Annotated in this window: 13 protein-coding genes; 9 read left to right on the top strand and 4 right to left on the bottom strand. The window is 75.1% G+C overall.

Annotated features, from left to right (window positions below):
* Positions 1 to 42: 42 nt before the first annotated feature.
* On the bottom strand, positions 43 to 600 hold the full coding sequence (locus tag GA0070213_RS22895) for a sugar O-acetyltransferase (RefSeq protein WP_091068547.1): 558 nt from the start codon (positions 598 to 600) through the stop codon (positions 43 to 45).
* Positions 601 to 744: 144 nt separating this feature from the next.
* On the opposite strand from GA0070213_RS22895, the gene GA0070213_RS22900 reads away from it, so the two are divergent.
* Positions 745 to 4,080, top strand: coding sequence for a S8 family serine peptidase (locus tag GA0070213_RS22900; RefSeq protein WP_091068550.1), 3,336 nt, complete (start codon positions 745 to 747; stop codon positions 4,078 to 4,080).
* 55 nt (positions 4,081 to 4,135) lie between these two features.
* Here the strand turns inward: GA0070213_RS22900 and dapD are convergent, their stop codons facing one another.
* Entirely contained in the window at positions 4,136 to 5,095 is a 960-nt protein-coding gene (gene dapD, locus GA0070213_RS22905; RefSeq protein ID WP_091068552.1) for a 2,3,4,5-tetrahydropyridine-2,6-dicarboxylate N-succinyltransferase, read from the bottom strand.
* A gap of 103 nt (positions 5,096 to 5,198) precedes the next feature.
* On the opposite strand from dapD, the gene dapE reads away from it, so the two are divergent.
* Positions 5,199 to 6,272, top strand: a complete 1,074-nt coding sequence (dapE, locus tag GA0070213_RS22910; RefSeq protein WP_091068556.1) for a succinyl-diaminopimelate desuccinylase — start codon at positions 5,199 to 5,201, stop codon at positions 6,270 to 6,272.
* Positions 6,273 to 6,318: 46 nt separating this feature from the next.
* On the opposite strand, the gene GA0070213_RS31655 is transcribed toward dapE, so the two are convergent.
* A complete protein-coding gene (locus GA0070213_RS31655) occupies positions 6,319 to 6,462 on the bottom strand; it encodes a hypothetical protein (RefSeq protein WP_175441448.1) in 144 nt (47 codons plus the stop codon).
* 176 nt (positions 6,463 to 6,638) lie between these two features.
* On the opposite strand from GA0070213_RS31655, the gene GA0070213_RS22915 reads away from it, so the two are divergent.
* The 7 genes from GA0070213_RS22915 to GA0070213_RS31660 all read left to right on the top strand — a co-directional run bounded on the left by GA0070213_RS22915 (position 6,639) and on the right by GA0070213_RS31660 (position 18,112).
* Positions 6,639 to 7,505, top strand: a complete 867-nt coding sequence (locus GA0070213_RS22915) for an LOG family protein (protein WP_091068560.1) — start codon at positions 6,639 to 6,641, stop codon at positions 7,503 to 7,505.
* 1 nt (position 7,506) lies between these two features.
* Entirely contained in the window at positions 7,507 to 8,052 is a 546-nt protein-coding gene (locus tag GA0070213_RS22920) for an LOG family protein (RefSeq protein ID WP_091068563.1), read from the top strand.
* Between the two features lie 486 nt (positions 8,053 to 8,538).
* A complete protein-coding gene (locus tag GA0070213_RS22925; protein ID WP_091069061.1) occupies positions 8,539 to 12,213 on the top strand; it encodes an ATP-dependent helicase in 3,675 nt (1,224 codons plus the stop codon).
* Positions 12,214 to 12,241: 28 nt separating this feature from the next.
* Positions 12,242 to 15,688 (top strand): ATP-dependent helicase, encoded by a 3,447-nt coding sequence (locus GA0070213_RS22930; RefSeq protein ID WP_091068568.1) that lies wholly within the window; start codon positions 12,242 to 12,244, stop codon positions 15,686 to 15,688.
* A gap of 228 nt (positions 15,689 to 15,916) precedes the next feature.
* Complete coding sequence (cspE, locus tag GA0070213_RS22935) at positions 15,917 to 16,120, top strand: transcription antiterminator/RNA stability regulator CspE (RefSeq protein ID WP_013288421.1); 204 nt, start codon at positions 15,917 to 15,919, stop codon at positions 16,118 to 16,120.
* A 214-nt stretch (positions 16,121 to 16,334) separates the two neighbouring features.
* The gene (locus GA0070213_RS22940; RefSeq protein WP_091068571.1) at positions 16,335 to 17,588 is read left to right on the top strand and encodes a DEAD/DEAH box helicase; all 1,254 of its coding nucleotides are present in this window, start codon (positions 16,335 to 16,337) and stop codon (positions 17,586 to 17,588) included.
* A gap of 359 nt (positions 17,589 to 17,947) precedes the next feature.
* Positions 17,948 to 18,112, top strand: a complete 165-nt coding sequence (locus tag GA0070213_RS31660) for a hypothetical protein (protein ID WP_172967924.1) — start codon at positions 17,948 to 17,950, stop codon at positions 18,110 to 18,112.
* Between the two features lie 362 nt (positions 18,113 to 18,474).
* Here GA0070213_RS31660 and GA0070213_RS22945 read toward each other — a convergent pair whose 3' ends face one another.
* Positions 18,475 to 18,921: an RrF2 family transcriptional regulator gene (locus GA0070213_RS22945; RefSeq protein WP_091068573.1), complete on the bottom strand. Its 447-nt coding sequence runs from the start codon at positions 18,919 to 18,921 to the stop codon at positions 18,475 to 18,477.
* Positions 18,922 to 18,925: the final 4 nt, after the last annotated feature.

The following is an 18,925-nucleotide window of genomic DNA, read 5'->3' on the forward strand; positions in this document are numbered from 1 at the left end:
ATCCGCATCCCCCCGAAGGGGTTGTTTCCGCAGCTCAGGCGGTTAGCCGAGGGCTCTGGTCGGGCGGGCGGGGTTGCCCACCGCCACCACGTTCGCCGGGAGGTCGCGGGTCACCACCGCGCCGGCGCCGACCACCGTGTTGTCGCCGATGCTCACCCCGGCGAGCACGATCACGCCGCCGCCGAGCCAGACGTTGTCGCCGATCGTGATCGGCTGGGCCGCCTCCCACTTGGCCCGGCGGGCCTCCGGTTCCACCGGATGGGTGGCGGTGAGCAGTTGCACGTTCGGTCCGATCTGGACGTCCGCGCCGACGGTGATCCGGGCGACGTCGAGGAAGACCGCGTTGAAGTTGACGAAGCTGCGCGCCCCGATGTGGGTCTGGTAGCCGTAGTCGCAGTGGAACGGCGGCCGTACCCAGGCGTCCTCGCCGAGTGAGCCGAGCAGCTCGCGCAGGGCGGCGGCGCGGCCCTCCGGGTCCTCGGCGGAGCTGCGGTTGAAGCGTTCGGTGAGCCGGGCGGCCCGGTCCAGGTCGGCGGCGATCGCGGGGTCGTCGGCGATGTACGGCTCGCCGGCGAGCATGCGGTCCTTCATGGAGGTCATCGGGGGATCATCCCGGGTTCGGTCGGTCGGGTGGAACGGTTCGAGTCGGAATGGCGACTTCCAGTTGCATACCCAGTATGTAATTCTGATAACCCGTGTCGATGTGTTCCTCATCGACGATGACGCCTCACGGAGGAGAAAAGGTTGCCCCGGAACCGCAGAAAGCTGGCCGCACTTGGCCTCACCCTGGGCCTGGCACTCGGCCTGCCGGTGCCCGCGCACGCCGCCACCCCGGCGGCCCCGACCGGTCCGTCCGCCCGCACCGGACCGTCCGGTCAGTCCACCACCGTCACCCTGATCACCGGCGACCAGGTCACCGTCGCCGACGGCGGCCGGGCGGCGGTCCGCCCCGGCGCCGGACGCGCCACGCTCCAGTTCCTGGTCCGCCGCGAGAAGACCGGCCTCAGTGTGGTCCCCCAGGACGCGCTGCCGCTGGTCCGGTCCGGCCGGCTCGACCCGCGCCTGTTCGACGTCACCGGGCTGATCGCGGCCGGCTACGACGACGCGCACCGCGACAACACGCCGCTGCTGGTGTCGTACCGCTCGGGGGTGGCCCGCCGGGCCGCGGCCCCGCTCGCCGGCGCCCGGGTGACCCGCGACCTGCCGGCGATCGGCGGCGCGGCGCTCACCGCGGCCAAGTCCGACACCGGCGCGCTCTGGCGGGCCGTCGCCACGGACCGTTCCGGCGCCCGGCTCGACGCGGCGGGGGGTGTCGACCGGATCTGGCTGGACGGCCGCCGGCAACTGACGCTGGACCACAGCGTGCCGCAGATCGGCGCGCCGGCCGCCTGGGCCGCCGGATGGACCGGCAAGGGGGTCAGGGTCGCGGTGCTCGACACCGGCGTCGACCTCACCCACCCGGACCTCGCCGGCAAGGTCGCCGAGTCCCGCAACTTCAGCGAGGAGACGAACCCGGACGACATCGTCGGGCACGGCACCCACGTCGCCTCGATCATCGCCGGCAGCGGCGCCGCCTCCGGCGGCAAGTACCGGGGCGTCGCTCCGGACGCCACGCTGCTGTCCGGAAAGGTCTGCGAGGAGTACGGCTGCACCGAGTCGGCGATCCTCGCCGGCATGCAGTGGGCCGCCGCCGAGCAGCACGCCACGGTGGCCAACCTGAGCCTGGGCGGCTGGGACACCCCGGAGGTCGATCCACTGGAGCAGGCGGTCGAGACGCTCACCGCGCAGACCGGCACGCTCTTCGTGATCTCCGCCGGCAACGACGGCGCCGACGGCTCGGTCAGCTCGCCGGCAACCGCGGACGCCGCGCTCGCGGTCGGCGCGGTGGACCGCGACGACGAGCTGGCGGACTTCTCCAGTCGAGGTCCGCGCGTCGGTGACGGCGCCATCAAGCCGGACATCACCGCCCCCGGGGTGGACATCGTGGCCGCCCGGGCCGCACACGGCCAGATCGGCGACCCGGTGGGGGACAAGTACGTCTCCCTCTCCGGCACCTCGATGGCGGCCCCGCACGTGGCCGGCGCGGTGGCGCTGATCGCCCAGCAGCACCCCGGCTGGAACGCGGGCCGCTACAAGGCCACATTGATGGCCTCCGCCCGGCCGCACCCGGAGCAGACCGCGTTCCAGCAGGGCGCCGGCCGGGTCGACCTGGCCCACGCGATCACCGAGCAGGTGACCAGCGACCCGCCGTCGGTCTCGTTCGGCGTCGCGCTCTGGCCGCACGGCGACGACCAGCCGATCAGCCGCACCGTCACCTACCGCAACGGAGGCGCCGCCGCGCTCACGCTCGACCTGGGCACCGAGTTCACCGGCCCGGGCGGCCGGTCCGCGCCGGCCGGCATGGTCACCCTCAGCGCGACCCGGCTCACCGTCCCGGCCGGCGGCACCGCCCAGGTCACCGTCGTGGTCGACACCCGGCTCGGCGTCGACGGCTACTGGACCGGCCGGCTGACCGCCCGGTCCGGTGACACCGTCGCGGTGACCCCGCTGGCGGTCAACCGGGAGGTGGAGAGCTACGACCTGACGGTGACCCACCGCAACCGGGCCGGCGCCCTCACCGGCAGCTACTACACCACCCTGATCGGGCTCGACGACGGCGTCACCCGGGACCTGTTCGACGCCGACGGCGAGGCCACCGTCCGGGTGCCCAAGGGCCGCTACGGGGTGCAGAGCCTGGTCTTCGTCGACGGTGACCAGCGCTGGTCGGAGGTCTCCATGCTGACCCAGCCGGAGCTGGTGGTGAAGGGCAACCAGCGGCTCGACCTCGACGCCCGACGGGGGAAGCCGGTCCGCAGCACCGTGCCGCAGCGCGGCGCCGCCCCGCTGCTGATCGACGTCACGGCGGCGTGGGGCTTCGGCGACTACTACGCCAGCTTCGGGCTCTGGACGGACACCTTCGACGGCCTCTACTCGGCCCAGCTCGGCCGCAACGTCTCCGACAAGGTGTTCGTCGGTTCGCTGGCCAGCCAGTGGCTCGACGCGAAGGCGCCGGAACGCAGCCCCTACTTCTACGGCCTGAACGAGTTGTTCCCCGGTCGCTTCCCGACCGGTTTCGTCCGGCACTACCGACCCGCGGACCTGGCCCACGTCACGAACCGGTTCGGGAACGGGTACGCGGGCCTGGAGAACGAGCGCATCGTCTACCCGGAGCCCGACTACAACATGGGCGGCTCGGCGATCGTCGTGCCGGTCCAGGTGCCGGGCAAGCGGATCGAGCACCTCAGCACGGCCCGCACGCGCTGGAACTTCGAGCTGGACTTCGGCAAGCGCGCCGAGGAAGGCTGGCTGGACACGCAGGCGGTGCTGGAGTCCGGGCCCACCCGCTTCCGGGCCGGCCACAACTACACGGAGAACTGGAACAACGCGCCGTACGGCCCGTCCTTCGCGCAGCCGCGCTGGCCGGACCAGGGCATCACCCGCACCGGGAACACGGTGGTGATCTCGCTGCCGGTGCACAGCGACGCGGCCGGGCACCCGGGCGGTTCGCTCAACGACGCCGCGCGCACCGCGCTCTACCGCAACGGGAAGCTGGTCGGTGAGATCGAGGCCGCCGGATACGGCGAGTTCGAGGTGCCGCCGGGCGTCGCGAACTACCGGCTCGACACGATGGCGAAGCGCAGCTTCACCGACCTGAGCACCGAGGTCTCGGCGAGCTGGACGTTCCGCTCGAAGCGGGTGCCGGGCGACACGCCGGCACGGCTGCCGGCGATGGCGGTCCGGTTCGCCCCGCCGCTCTCGGTGGACGGCACCGCGCCGGCCGGCCGGACGTTCACCGTCCCGGTGACGGTGCAACGCCAGCCCGGCGCGCCGGCCGGCAAGGTCAAGGCGCTCACCGTCGACGTCTCCTACGACGGCGGGAAGACGTGGCGGAAGGCGACGCTGAAGAAGCAGGGCGCCGGCTGGACCGCCACCGTCCGGCACCCGGCCGGACCCGGTTACGTCTCGCTGCGGGCCTCCGCCCGTGACGACGCCGGCAACACGGTGACCCAGCGGATCATCCAGGCGTACCGCCTGCGGTGAGTCCGACCGTCCGGGTCCGCGGCGATCGTGCCGCGGACCCGGACGGGGTCGTCAACTAGTCGTTGGCGTGCAGGGCGGCGTTCAGCTCGATGCCCCGACCGGTGCGCGGCCTGGCCTCCAGCGCGCCGGTCACCGAGTTGCGCCAGAACAGCAGCCCGTCCACCCCGGACAGCTCGCGGGCCTTGACCACCCGGCCGTCCGGCAGGGTGACCTTGGAACCGGCGGTGACGTAGCAGCCGGCCTCCACCACGCAGTCGTCGCCGAGCGAGATGCCGATGCCGGCGTTCGCGCCGACCAGGCTGCGCTCGCCGATGCGCACCTTGTCGGTGCCGCCACCGGACAGCGTGCCCATGATCGAGGCGCCCGCGCCGACGTCGGAGCCGTCGCCGACCACCACGCCCTGCACGATCCGCCCCTCGACCATCGAGGTGCCCAGCGTGCCGGCGTTGAAGTTGCAGAAGCCCTCGTGCATCACGGTGGTGCCGGCGGCCAGGTGCGCGCCGAGCCGGACCCGGTCCGCGTCGGCGATCCGCACGCCGGCCGGCACCACGTAGTCGGTCATCCGGGGGAACTTGTCCACCCCGTAGACCGCCAGGTGGCGGCCGGCGGCCCGCTCGATGACGCGCAGCTCGTCGACCCGCTCCGGTGGGCACGGCCCGGCCGAGGTCCAGGCCACGTTCGCGAGCTTGCCGAAGATGCCGTCGAGGTTGAGCTCGTTGGGCCGCACCAGGCGGTGGGAGAGCAGGTGCAACCGCAGGTACGCGTCGGCGGCCTCCTTGATCGGGTCGTCCAGCGAGCCGATCACCGTGGTCACCTCGACGGTACGCAGGCCGGGCAGCGCCCGCTCGCCGATCGCGCCCGGCGGCAGGTCCAGCACGTCGGCCTGGTCCTCCCCTGGCACCAGGGGCAGCTCGCCGAGGCCCAGCTTTCCGGTCGGGTACCAGGTGTCGAGCACCTGGTCGTCGGCGGTGACGGTGGCCAGGCCGATGCCCCAGGCGGATGGTGCGGACGTCACGGTGACACCTCTCTCCTCCGGCGGCGGCGTCCGCCGCTGCTCGCGGCCGCGGGCGCGGAACGTGTGCCTCGCACCCACCGAGGATGACGGTACCGTGCGAGACATGCAGAACCCGTTGACCCCCGAGGTCCTGGCCGATCCGGTGGCGCTGACCCGTGCCCTGGTCGACATCGAGTCGGTGTCCCTCAACGAGAAGGCGATCACCGACTGCGTCGAGGAGGTGCTGCGAGGCGTACCGCACCTGCGTACCTATCGACACTCGAACACGGTGATGGCCCGCACCGAGCTGGGCCGGCCGCAGCGGGTGGTGCTCGCCGGCCACCTGGACACCGTCCCGCTCAACGGCAACTTCCCGTCCACCATGCGCGGCGACCTGATGTACGGCTGCGGCACCTCGGACATGAAGTCCGGGGTGGCGTTCGCGCTGCACCTGGCCGTGACGCTGGCCGACCCGCGCTACGACGTCACCTACTTCTTCTACGAGGCCGAGGAGATCGAGTCGCGTTACAACGGCCTCACCCTGGTGAGCCAGAGCCATCCCGAGTGGCTCCAGGCCGACTTCGCGGTGCTGCTGGAGCCCACCTACGGGATCGTGGAGGCGGGCTGCCAGGGCACGATGCGGGCGATCGTCACCACGCGCGGCGAGCGGGCCCACGCGGCCCGGTCCTGGCACGGGGTGAACGCCATCCACGGCGCCGGGGAGGTGCTGCGCCGCCTGGGCGCGTACGAGGCACGTCGGGTGACCATCGAGGGCTGCGACTACCGCGAGGGGCTCAACGCGACGGGGATCCACGGCGGGGTCGCCGGCAACGTCATCCCCGACCTCTGCGAGATCGAGATCAACTACCGGTACGCCCCGGACCGGGACCCGGCGGGGGCGGAGGCCCACCTGCGCGAGGTCTTCGCCGGCTTCGACCTGCGGGTCACCGACGCGGCGGCCGGTGCGGCCCCGGGGCTGGACAGCCCGGCCGCGCAGGAGTTCCTGGCCGCGGTCGGCGCCGCGCCGATCGGCAAGCTCGGCTGGACGGATGTGGCGCGGTTCGCCGCGATGGGCATTCCGGCGCTCAACTTCGGACCCGGCGACCCGAACCTGGCCCACCACAAGGACGAGCACGTCGAGCTGACCAAGATCCGTGACGGCGCGGCCACCCTGCACCGCTGGCTCGCCCCGGCCTGACGTACGGAATCCGGGGCCCGCGCCCGGCGTCGCGGGCCCCGGATCGTCAGACGCTCGTGGTCAGCGGCGTGTCCACCTCGTCGGCCGCGGCGGTGGGCTCGGCGCGGTGGGCCTCCATCATCCGGGCGCGGCGGCGCTCGGCCACCACGTCGTGGATCCGCCGCTGCATCTGTCGCCGAATCCGGATCATCTCGCTGTTGCTGATCAAAACGCTGGCTCCTCCCCCGAAGGCGCGTCTCCCAGGCATACCGGGTATGTGAATAGTAAGACGTACCAGCGAGCGAATTAGTTGCCTTGATCGCAAAGATTTTCTCCGGCTCGCCGGCCTGCGCGCCGGGTCGCTGCCGCTCCACTACGGTGGGCCCCATGAGCGAGAGCAGCGGGAGGCCGGCTGAGCAGGGGCCGCGGATGGAGCGGCACCGGGGAGCGGTCACGCTGCGCAACCGGGCGATCCCGACCAGCACCGCGGACCAGCGCCTGCTCGACTCCCGGGGGCGCAGCGACTGGAAGACCAAGGACGCCTGGCGGGCCCTGCGGATCCTGTCCGAGTTCGTCGAGGGGTTCGACACGCTCGCCGACCTGCCGCCCGCGGTCAGCGTCTTCGGCTCGGCCCGCAGCAAGCCGGACAGCCCGGAGTGCCGGCTGGCCGAGGAGTTGGGCGGTGCACTGGCCCGAGCCGGCTACGCGGTGATCACCGGCGGTGGGCCGGGCGTGATGGAGGCCGCCAACCGGGGCGCCGGCGAGGCCGGTGGCCTCTCCGTCGGGCTCGGCATCGAGTTGCCGTTCGAGCAGGGCCTCAACGACTGGGTCGACCTCGCCATCGACTTCCGCTACTTCTTCGCCCGCAAGACCATGTTCGTCAAGTACGCCCAGGCGTTCGTGGTGCTGCCCGGCGGCTTCGGCACCATGGACGAACTCTTCGAGGCGCTCACTCTGGTGCAGACCGGCAAGGTGACCCGGTTCCCGGTGGTGCTGATGGGCGTGGACTACTGGGGCGGCCTGCTCGACTGGCTGCGCGACACCATGGCGGCCGAGGGCAAGATCGGGCCCGGCGACCTCGACCTGATCTGCGTCACCGACGACGTCAACGAGGCGGTCCGGCACATCGTGGAGGCCGAGGCGGTGCTCTCCGCCGAGCAGGAGGCGGTCCGCGAGGAGGCGGTCGCCCGGGTGGCCGCCGACCAGCAGGCCGCCGCCGAGGCCGCACCCGAGGGCCCGGCCGGGTCGCGCTGACATGGCCAACGTCTGCGTGTTCTGCGCGTCCTCCCGTACCCTCGACGCGCACTGGCTGGCGTTGGCCACCGAGACCGGCGCGGAGCTGGCCCGGCGCGGACACACGCTGGTGAGCGGCGGCGGCTGCGTCGGGATGATGGGCGCGGTGGCGGACGGGGCGCGGGCCGCCGGCGGCCGCACGCTGGGCGTCATCCCGCAGGCCCTGGTCGACCTGGAGGTCGCCGACCTGGCCGCCGACGAACTGCTGGTGACCGACGGGATGGCCAGCCGCAAGACGCTGATGGTCGACAAGTCGGACGCGTTCGTCACGCTGCCCGGCGGGCTGGGCACGCTCGACGAGCTGTTCGAGGTCTGGACCACCGCCACCCTGACCCTGCACGCCAAGCCGATGGTGCTGGTCGACGCCGACGGCTTCTACCGGCCGCTGCTCGACTGGCTGGGCACCCTGGCCGATCGCCACTTCCTCAAGCCGGCCGGTCTCGACCTGCTGATGGTCGCCGACAGTGTGCCCGCCGCGCTCGACCTCATCGACGCCCGCCTCACCTGAACGCTCTCCCCCCCTGCCCGCGCTGCCCGCGCTGCCCGCGCTGCCCGCGCTGCCCGCGCTGCCCGCGCTGCTCCCGCTGCTCCCGCTGCCCGCTCTCCCTGCTGCCCGCGCCCTCGCCCTTTGCCCCGCCCCGCGCCCTGGCCCCGCCCCCGCCTTTGCCTGACACCCATCCCGTTCCACTCACCGGTTGCGGGCCGGGTGGGTGGAACGCCATGGGTGTCTCCGGCCCCGTTTGACACCCATCCCGTTCCACTCACCGGGTGCTGGCCGGGTGGGTGGAACGGGATGGGTGTCTCCTGGGGAGCCTCGGGCCGAGTCTGCCTGCCGGGGGCCTCGGTGGTGGCCGGCCCGCGGGGTGCGGCGGGACCGTGTCACCGTCGGCCGGGCGGCTCTGCGGGTGGTGGCCGTTCCTGCTGACGGGTGAGCTGCGGCGCGCGGGGCGGCGTCGGTTTCCGGGTGTCGTACCGGCGTGGTGGGATGTCCGTGATGCAGGCGTACCGGTTGGTGCGCCGGCCCGGCGGCGCGGGGGCGGGGGTCACCCACGACGCCGGGGCGGGGCAGGGGGTGAGCCGGTCCGACGGGCCGGCCGTGACGGAGCCGCGATCCGGGGGGTCGACGGGCGATGCCGCGCACCCTTCGATCGAGGCCGCGCAGCCCGGCCGGCAGCCGACCGGAAACCAGGGCCGCACCGCGGGCGACCGGCGTCGGGCCGACCCGGTGCAGGCCGAGGTCGTCGCGCACACCGGGGGGCCGATGCTGGTCGTGGGCGGTCCCGGCACCGGGAAGACCGCCACCCTGGTCGAAGCGGTCGCCGCCCGGGTGGCCGAGGGCGTCGACCCGGAGCGGGTCCTGGTGCTCACCTTCGGTCGGCGTGGCGCCACCGAGCTGCGCCGGCGGATCGAGGCACGGATCGCCGGGGACGGGCACCGCGTGGTCCGCGAGCCGCTGGTCCGCACGTTCCCCGCGTACGCCTTCGGGCTGCTCCGCCGTGCCGCCGCCGAGCGGGGTGAGCCCTCACCGCGGCTGCTCACCGGCCCGGAGCAGGATCTGATCATCCGCGAGCTGCTCGACGTCGTCGGCGCGGAGCCCGGCGACGACCCGGTCGGCTGGCCGGAGGACCTGCTTCCCGCGCTGCGCACCCGGGCGTTCGCCCAGCAGCTCCGCGACCTGCTGATGCGGGCCGCCGAGCGGGGGGTCGGCCCGGTCGAGCTGGCCCGGCTCGGCGAGAAGCTGGGCCGCGCCGACTGGCCGGCCGCCGCCCGCTTCCTCCGGGAGTACGTCGCGGTGCTCGCGCTGCGCGACGTGAGCAACCGGGGCTCGATCGCGTACGACCCGGCGGAGCTGGTGCGGGCCGCCACCGGCATGCTGCTCGACGACCCGGAGCTGCTCGCCGCCGAGCGCCGCCGCCTGACCCACGTCTACGTCGACGAGCTGGCCGACACCGACCCGGCCCAGGTGGACCTGCTCGCCGTGGTGGCCGGCGGCGGCAAGTCCCTGGTCGCGTTCGCCGACCCGGACTCCTCCACGTACGCCTTCCGGGGCGCCGACCCGGCCGCGGTCGCCACGTTCGGCCACCGGTTCCGCACCGCCTCCGGCGCGCCGGCCGCCCAGGTCGTGCTGACCACCTCCTACCGGGCCGGCCCGGCGCTGCTGGCGGCGACCGCCCGGCTCGCCCGCCGGCTGCGCGGCCCGGCGGCGCACCGGCGGCTGCGCCCGCTCCCCGACGCGCCGGCCGGCGCGGTGGACGTCCGCACCTTCCGCTCGGCCACCAGCGAGTCGGCCTGGCTGGCCCACACCCTGCGCGAGGCGCACCTGCTGGACGGGGTGCCCTGGTCCCGGATGGCGGTGCTGGTCCGGTCCACCGGGCGACAGCTCCCGTCCCTGCGGCGCGCCCTGCACACCGCGGGTGTGCCGACCGTGGTGCACGGCGAGGACCTGCCGCTGCACCTCCAGCCGGCGGTGGCCCCGCTGCTGCTCCTGCTCCGCTGCGCGCTCGACCCCGACCGGCTGGACGAGGAGGCGGCCGTCGCGTTGCTGCACTCGCCGTTGGGCGGCGCCGACCCGCTGGCCGAGCGGCGGCTGCGGCAGGGGCTGCGGGCGCTCGCGCTGGCCGGCGGCGACCGTCGCCCCTCCGGCGAGCTGCTGGTGGAGGCGCTGCGCGACCCGGCCGAGCTGGCCACCATCGAGCGGCGGTGGGCGGCGCCCGCGCAGGCCGTGGCGCACCTGTTGGCGACCGCCCGACAGGCCGCCGCCGCGCCCGGCGCCACCGCGGAGGACGTGCTCTGGGCGGTGTGGCGGGAGAGCGGGCTGGCCGAGCGCTGGGCCGGGGCGATCACCCGCGGCCGGGCGGCCACCGGCGAGCACGAGACGGCCCGGCGCTGGCGGGCCGAGGCCGCCGACCGTGACCTGGACGCCGTGCTGGTGCTCTTCGACGCGGCGGCCCGGTTCACCGACCGGCTGCCGGGGGCGCGCGCCGAGGTCTTCCTCGACCACGTGCTCGGCCAGGAACTGCCCGCCGACACGCTCGCCGCCGCCGCGGATCGGGGTGAGGCGGTACGCCTGCTCACCGCGCACGCCGCCAAGGGCCTGGAATGGGACCTGGTCGCCGTCGCCGGGGTGCAGGAGGGCGTCTGGCCGGACCTGCGACTGCGCGGCAGCCTGCTCGGCTCCGAGCGACTGGTCGACGTGCTCGCCGGCCGGGCCGACGGGGCCGGGCTGCGGGCCAGCCTGGTCGGGCAGACGTCGGCGTTGCTGGACGAGGAGCGCCGGCTGTTCCACGTCGCGGTCAGCCGGGCTCGGCGCCGGCTGCTGGTCACCGCGGTCGCCTCCGCGGCGGTCGGCGGCGACGACCACGAGGAGCAGCCGAGCCGGTTCCTGCACGAGCTGGCCGCGACCGACCCGCCCGCCACCGGTGCGGGCGGCGCCGCCCCGCCGGACCCGAACGGCGGCAGCCCGGACGGCGGCGTCGCCCCGAACGGTGGCCCGAAGGGCACCGGCCCGAACGGCGGCAACCCGGACAGTGGTGCCGGCGCGAACGGTGGTGCCGGCGCGGACGGAGGAGTCGACCCGGACGGTGCCGCCGGTGGGGGACGGGCGGCGGACGGGCCGGTGCCGCACGGCGACGAGCACCCTCAGGACGGGCCGCCCGGCGTCCTGCCGGTGACCCTGCCGCCGCGCGGGCTCACCCTGTCCGCGCTGGTGGCGGAGCTGCGTACCGCGATCACCGACCCGGCGGCACCGATCACCCGGCGGCACGCGGCGGCGGGCGAGCTGGCCCGGCTGGCCGCCGCCGGGGTGCCCGGCGCGCACCCGGACGACTGGTGGGGGTTGCGCGGCCTCTCCGACGACCGGCCGCTCGTCGACGACGGCGAGCCGGTGCGGGTCACCCCGTCGGCCATGGAGAGCGCGTTGCGGTGCAGCCTGCGCTGGCTGCTGGAACGGCACGGGGGTAGCGGGCCGGCCAGCGCGGCGCAGGGCGTCGGCAACCTGGTGCACGCCGCCGCGATGCTGGCCGAGGACGCGAGCGTCGACCGGGAGGCGCTCCTGGAGTACGTGGCCGCCCGGTTCGACGCGATCGAGCTGGCCGCCCGCTGGATGGTCGGCCCGGAACGGGAGCGCGCCGAGGCGATGGTCGACAAGCTGCTGCGCTGGCTGGCCGGCAACCCGCGCCGGCTGCTCGCCATCGAGCACGAGTTCGCGGTCCGGCTCGACGACCCGACCCGGCCGATCGAGCTGACCGGTCGGGTCGACCGGCTGGAGGTCGACGCCGAGGGCCGGCTCGTGGTGATCGACCTGAAGACCGGCAAGTCCACCGCGGTCACCGAGCGGGAGGTCGCCGAACATCCGCAGCTCGGCGCCTACCAGGCGGCGGTCGAGGCGGGCGGGTTCGCGGAGTTCGGCGCGGAGTCCGGCGGCGCGGCGCTGGTGCAGCTCGGCACCGGCGCGAAGGACGCCCGGGAGCAGGCCCAGGCCGCGGCCGGCGAGGGCCCGGAGGCCGGCTGGGCCACCGCGCTGGTCCGCCGGACCGCCGAGACGATGGCCGCGTCCACGTTCGCCGCGGTGGCCAACTCGAAGTGCCGGGTCTGCCCGGTACGCACCAGCTGCCCGGTCTCCGGCCAGGGTCGCCAGGTGGTCGAGCCGCCGCCGGAGAGCCGGCCGTGAGCGCGCGCCGTCGGACGAGGACCGGACCATGACGACACAGCCGGCGCTGTTCGGCGTCACCGGCACGCCCACGCCCCGGACCGCCGACGCGGGCCCCCGCTACACCCCGATCGAGCTGGCCAAGCTGCTCCGGCTGCCGGCGCCCACCCGGGAGCAGGCCGCGATCATCGCGGCGCCGGTGGAGCCGCTGCTGGTGGTCGCGGGCGCCGGGTCGGGCAAGACCGAGACGATGGCCGCCCGGGTGGTCTGGCTGGTCGCCAACGCGTACGTGCGCCCCGAGCACATTCTCGGGCTCACCTTCACCCGCAAGGCGGCCGGCGAGCTGGCGCACCGGGTGCGGACCCGCCTCGACCAGCTCGTCCGCCGGTTGGGCCGGCCGCGCCGGGACCCGCGCGACGACCCGTTCGCGGGCGAGCCGACGGTGTCCACCTACCACTCGTACGCCGGGCGGATCGTCACCGAGCACGGGCTGCGCGCCGGCTACGAGCCGACCACCCGGCTGCTCACCGAGGCGTCCCGCTGGCAGCTGGTCGACCTGCTGGTGCGCAACTACGACGGGGACATGTCGGAGGTGGACCGGATGCCGTCCACCATCACCGACGCGGTGCTGGCCCTGGCCGGCGAGCTGGACGAGCACCTGGTCGACCCGGACGAGCTGGCCGGCTGGACCGGCCGCTTCTTCGCCGAGGTGCAGTCGCGTCCCGGCCGGGTCTACGCCGACGTGCGCAGGGCGCTCCAGCTCCAGCGGACCCGGCTGAAGCTGCTGCCGCTGGTCCGGGCGTACGGCCGGCGCAAGGACGACTTCGAGGCGATGGACTTCGCCGACCAGCTCGCCCGGGCGGCGCGGGTGGCCCGCGACCATCCGGGCGTCGGCGTGATCGAGCGGGACCGCTACCGGGTGGTGCTGCTCGACGAGTACCAGGACACCAGCCACGCCCAGGTGGTGCTGCTCAACGCGCTCTTCGGCGGTGGTCACCCGGTCACCGCGGTGGGCGACCCCTGCCAGTCCATCTACGGCTGGCGCGGGGCCAGCGCCGGCACGCTCGACCGGTTCCCCGGCGAGTTCGCCCGCGCCGACGGCACGCCCGCCGACGTGCTCGGCCTCACCACGAGCTGGCGCAACCGGCCGGAGATCCTCGGCGTCGCCAACGCCCTGTCGGTGCCGCTGCGGGCGGCCGGCGCCCGGGTGCCGGAGCTGCACGCCGCGCTCAGCGTCCGCGACCCGATCCCGCACCGCACACCCGGCGGGCGGGCCGGCGGCACCGTGCACTGCGCGCTGCTGCCGACGTACGCCGACGAGGCCGACTGGATCGCGGACAGCGTGCTGGCGGCCTGGCGGGGCGCGGCCGGGATGCCTGGTGCGCTGCCCGAGCACATCCCGGCCGACCGCCGGCCCACCACCGCGGTGCTGGTGCGGCTGCGCAGCCAGATCCCGGCGATCGAGGCGGCGTTGCGGGCCCGGGGGCTGCCGGTGGACGTGGTGGGCCTCGGCGGCCTGCTGGACACCCCGGAGGTACGGGACGTGGTCTGCACCCTGCGGGTGCTCGCCGACCCGACCGACGGGGCGGCGCTGCTGCGCCTGCTCACCGGCGCGCGCTGGCGGATCGGCCCACGTGACCTGGTCGCCCTGCACCGGCGGGCCCGAGCCATCGCCCGCAGCCGCCGGGAGCTGACCGGGGACGACGGTCCGGAGATCGTGGTGGACGCGCTGGACGAGGCGACGCTGGTGGAGGCGTTGGCCGATCTCGGTCCGGCGCAGGCCTACTCGGCGGAGGGGTTCGCCCGGCTGCGGTCGTACGGGATGGAGCTGGCGCTGCTGCGCTACCGGATGGACCAGTCCCTGCCGGAGCTGATCGCGGACATCGAGCGGAGCATCGGGCTGGACGTCGAGGTGGCGGTCCGGGCCGGCCGGGACGGCGCCGGGGACGCCGGGCTGGCCCGCGCCCACCTGGACGCGCTCGGCGACGTGGCGGCCCGGTTCAGTGGCGAGACGCCCGGCGCCACGCTTGCCGGTTTCCTCGCCTACCTGGCCGCCGCCGAGGACGAGGAGCGCGGGCTGGCGCCGGGCGAGGTCGAGGTGGTGGCGGGCGCGGTGCAGGTGCTCACCGCACACGCCGCGAAGGGCCTGGAGTGGGACGTGGTGGCGGTGGCCGGGCTCACCCGGGGCGTCTGGCCGGGGCCGGTGCGCGGCTCCGACCACTGGCTGGGCGGGCTCGGCGTGCTCCCGTTCCCGCTGCGCGGCGACGCGGACGGGCTGCCCGAGCTGGCCCTCGCGGAGGCGGCGGACCAGCGTGGGGTGGCCCGGGTGCTGGCCGAGTTCAGCGACGCCTGGCGGGCGCACGACGAGCGGGAGGAGCGCCGGCTGGCGTACGTGGCGGTGACCCGGCCCCGTCGGCTGCTGCTCTGCTCCGGCTACTGGTGGGGGGAGGGGACGAAGCGGTTCCGCGGGCCGTCGGTGTTCCTCCGTGAGGTGCACGACACCGGCCTGTCCGGCACGGACGGGCACGTCATCGACGCCTGGGCGCCGGAGCCGGCCGGGGACGCGGTGAACCCGACCACCGAGACGGTGTCGCGCGCGGAGTGGCCGGCCGACCCGCTGGGCGGTCGCCGGCCGGCGCTGACCGAGGCGGCGGCGCTGGTCCGCCGGCACCTCGCCGACCCGGACGCGGCCCGCCGCGAGGCGGCCCTGCTGGCCTCCGTCGCCGTGCCCGCCGACGCGGCGGAGAGCGGGCCGGGCGGGACGAGCCCGGCGGAGGGCCCCGAGGGGCCGGTGCCGGTGGATCCGGAGGTGGCCCGGTGGCGGCGGGAGGCCGACCTGCTCCTCGCCGAGCAGGCGGAGCTGGCCCGCCGGGCCGAGGCGGTCGAGGTGGAACTGCCCGGGCAGCTCTCGGTGACCCAGCTCGTGGCGTTGCGCCGCGACCCCGAGGCGCTGGCCCGTACGCTGCGCCGCCCGATGCCGACCGAGCCCAGCCCGTACGCCCGCCGGGGCACCGCGTTCCACGCCTGGCTGGAGCAGCGCTTCGGCGCCGACCGGCTGCTCGACGTGGACGAGCTGCCCGGCGCGGCCGACGAGGGCGCCGCGTCGGACGACGCGCTGACCGAGCTGCAGGAACGCTTCCTGGCCAGCGAGTGGGCCGACCGGGTGCCGGTGGAGGTGGAGGTGCCGTTCGCCACGGTGATCGCCGGTGTGGTGGTGCGGGGCCGGATGGACGCGGTCTTCGCCCGCCCGGGCGGGCGCTACGACGTGGTCGACTGGAAGACCGGCCGGCAGCCCGCCGGTCGGGAGGCCGAGGCGGCGGCGGTGCAGTTGGCGGTCTACCGGCTGGCCTGGGCGGAGCTGGCGGGCGTGCCGGTGGACCGGGTCGGCGCGGCGTTCCACTACGTCCGGGACGCGGTGACGGTCCGCCCGACCGACCTGCTCGATGCCGGCGGGCTGACCGACCTGGTGGCCGCCGTGCCAGAATTTTCGACGTGATCTCCCCACCGGGCGAGATCCGTGGTACGTTGTCCTCGTTGCAGTTTTGGTTTCCAGAGACTCTGTGTGCGCCTGGCGGATTGTGGCCCCAGGCGCTCTTTGTTGTGTCCGGAGTTCTCCGGGCGGGGCGACCAGCAGCGACAGGCACGCCACGCAGCAATGCGTGGGGTGCTCCTCTCCGGCTCGCAACACGTGCGGGCCGACCGTTCCGTCAAGGAGACGAAACACATGGCAATTGGCACCGTGAAGTGGTTCAACGCTGACAAGGGCTTCGGCTTCATCACCCCGGACGACGGCGGCGCTGACGTCTTCGCTCACTTCTCGGCGATCCAGACCTCCGGCTACCGGAGCCTGGACGAGAACCAGCGGGTCGAGTTCGAGGTGACCCAGGGCCAGAAGGGCCCGCAGGCGGAGAACATCCGCCCGCTCTGATCTTTCAGATCAACCGGCACCACCACCACGCCCCGCCGGGCGTGGTGCACGGGCCGGCCCGCCGCGCCGCCCTCCCGCCAGTCGGGACGTGGCGCGCCGAGGCGGGCCGGCCCGTACCTTTTCGGTTCGTGCTTGTGACCACCGGCCACGCCGGTGACGCGCCGCTGGTCGGCGCCCTTCCTCGACACGTGCCGCCTCGAGGAAGGCTTTCCGCATGACCACGACCATGCCCACTTTTGCCGCCACCGGCCTGGCTCCGGCGCTCGTCTCCGAGTTGGTCGCCCAGGGCATCACCGCGCCGTTCCCGATCCAGTCGGCCACCCTGCCCGACTCGCTCGCCGGCCGGGACGTGCTCGGCCGCGGCCGGACCGGCTCCGGCAAGACGCTCGCGTTCGGGCTGCCGCTTCTGCACCGCACGGCCGGCCACCGGGCCCGCCCCGGCCGCCCGCTCGCCCTGGTGCTGGTACCCACCCGGGAACTGGCCGCGCAGGTGACCGCCGCGCTCACCCCGTACGCCGCCGCGCTCGGGCTGCGCTGCGCCACCGTGGTCGGCGGGCTCTCGCTGACCCGCCAGGCGGACGCGCTGCGCGCCGGCGCCGAGGTGCTGGTGGCCACGCCGGGCCGGCTGCACGACCTGATCGACCGGGGCTCCGCCCGCCTGGACCAGGTGGCCATCACCGTGCTGGACGAGGCGGACCAGATGGCCGACATGGGCTTCCTGCCGCAGGTGACGAAGCTGCTGGAGCAGGTCGCTCCGGGCGGTCAGCGGATGCTCTTCTCGGCCACCCTGGACCGGGGCGTGGACCGGCTGGTCCGCCGCTTCCTGACCGACCCGGTGACGCACTCCGTCGACCCGGGCACCGCCACGGTCACCGCGATGACGCACCACGTGCTGCACCTGGAGCCGGAGGACAAGCCGGGCGCGCTGGCGAACATCGCCGCCCGGGAAGGCCGCACCATCGTCTTCATCGCCACCAAGCACCGCGCCGACCGGGTGGCCCGCCAGTTGCTGGCCAAGGGCGTCCGCGCGGCCGCGCTGCACGGCGGCAAGTCGCAGCCGCAGCGCACCCGGATCCTGGAGCAGTTCCGCACCGGCCAGGTCACCGCGCTGGTGGCCACCGACGTGGCGGCCCGCGGCATCCACGTCGACGGGCTGGACCTGGTGGTCAACGCCGACCCGCCCACGGAGGCGAAGGACTACCTGCACCGCGGCGGCCGGACCGCGCGGGCCGGGGAGTCGGGCACCGTGGTCACCCTGGTCCTGCCGGAGCAGCGCCGCGACGTGGCCCGGCTGATGAGCACCGCGGGAATCAATCCGCAGACCACCCGGGTACGCCCCGGCGACGCGGAGTTGGGCCGGCTGACCGGGGCGCGCGAGCCCTCCGGCACGCCGGTCACCATCACGCCGCCGGCCGCCGCGCACCCCGCCCCGGGTACGCGTCCCCGCCGCCGCCCGCGCCGGCGCTGACCGGCTGTCCCCGCGGTCGTTCCCGGCGCCGCTGACCGGCTGTCCCCGCGGTCGTTCCCGGCGCCGCTGACCGGCTGTCCCCGCGGTCGTTCCCGGCGTCCCTCCCGCGGTCGTCCCGGCGTCGCTGACCGGTCGTCCCCGGGGTCGTTCCCGGCGCTGGTGACCGGCCGTCCCGTGCGGAGGTTCCCGGCGTCGCCGACCTGCCGTTTCCCGGCGTGACCGACCGGTCGCGAGGCGTGTTCTCGCTGAGTCGGGGATCAGCGGATGTTCAGTCGGGTGGCCGACTGTCCGTTGCCGGCGGGGCGACCATGCTGGGTCCGGGCGGTCCGCAGGGGCCGGCCGGATGCGGAGGGGCGACCATGGCGGGTGACGCCGGCCCGGGCGGGGCCCGGGAGGTGCTGCTGGTGCTCGCGGTCGCGGGCGCCGGCCTGGCGCTCGCCGTGGTGGCCGCGTTCGGCCCCTGGCACCCGGCGGTGGACGGTCCGCAGGACCGTGGCGCTGCCCGCACCTTCAATCCCGGCTGACCGGTCGGACCGACGGGTGCGGGTGCCTTGTCGGGCCACCGGGCGCGTCACCCTGCGTGACGCCCGGTGGAGAAATAGTCGCCGACAAGCGGTATGACTGAGAGGCATAAATATGCCTGACGGTCATACGGCTTCCCGGCGGTGTCTTTTCCGACGGGAACTCCGCCAGGCTGGCAGCTGTCCGGGCCACCTGGCCGGCGGTCCCAAGGCGGTGCGCGAGCAGCCGAGCGGGGCCCCGGCACCGGGCCCCGCTCGGCGTCCGCCCACCGTTTCAGGCCGGGCCACCGTGCGAGGCCGGGCCACCGTGCGAGGCCGGGCCACCGTGCGAGGCCGCCGGCCGGGCCGCTGGGCCGCGGGCCGGGTCAGGGCGCCGGCGCTCGGTCCGCCAGCAGGTCCGCTAGCGTGGTGCGGTCCACCACCAGCGCGATCGCGCCGTCCACCGCCAGCCAGACGTCGCGAAGGCCGGTGGCGATTCCGTGGTAGCCGGCCCGGTCGGCGGGCATCCCCCGCACGCTGGTGAGCGCGCCACCGACCGCGCGCAGCACGTCGCCGACGCTGATCTCGGCGGGCGGCCGGGTCAACGCGTACCCGCCCTCGGTGCCGCGGTGGCTGTGCAGCAACCCGGCCCGGCGCAGGTCGAGCAGGATCCCCTGGAGGAAGCTGAGCGGGATGTCCTGGCTGTCGGCCAGGCTCGCCGCCTTGACCAGCTCGCCGCCGCCGGACCCCCCGTCGCTGGCGGAGCCGGAGCCGGCGTCGGCGACGGCGAGCATGGCCCGGAGCGCGTAGTCGGCGCGCGCGGAGATGTACACGACG

The organism is Micromonospora humi (assembly GCF_900090105.1).
In the GTDB taxonomy this organism is placed as follows: Bacteria; Actinomycetota; Actinomycetes; order Mycobacteriales; family Micromonosporaceae; genus Micromonospora; species Micromonospora humi.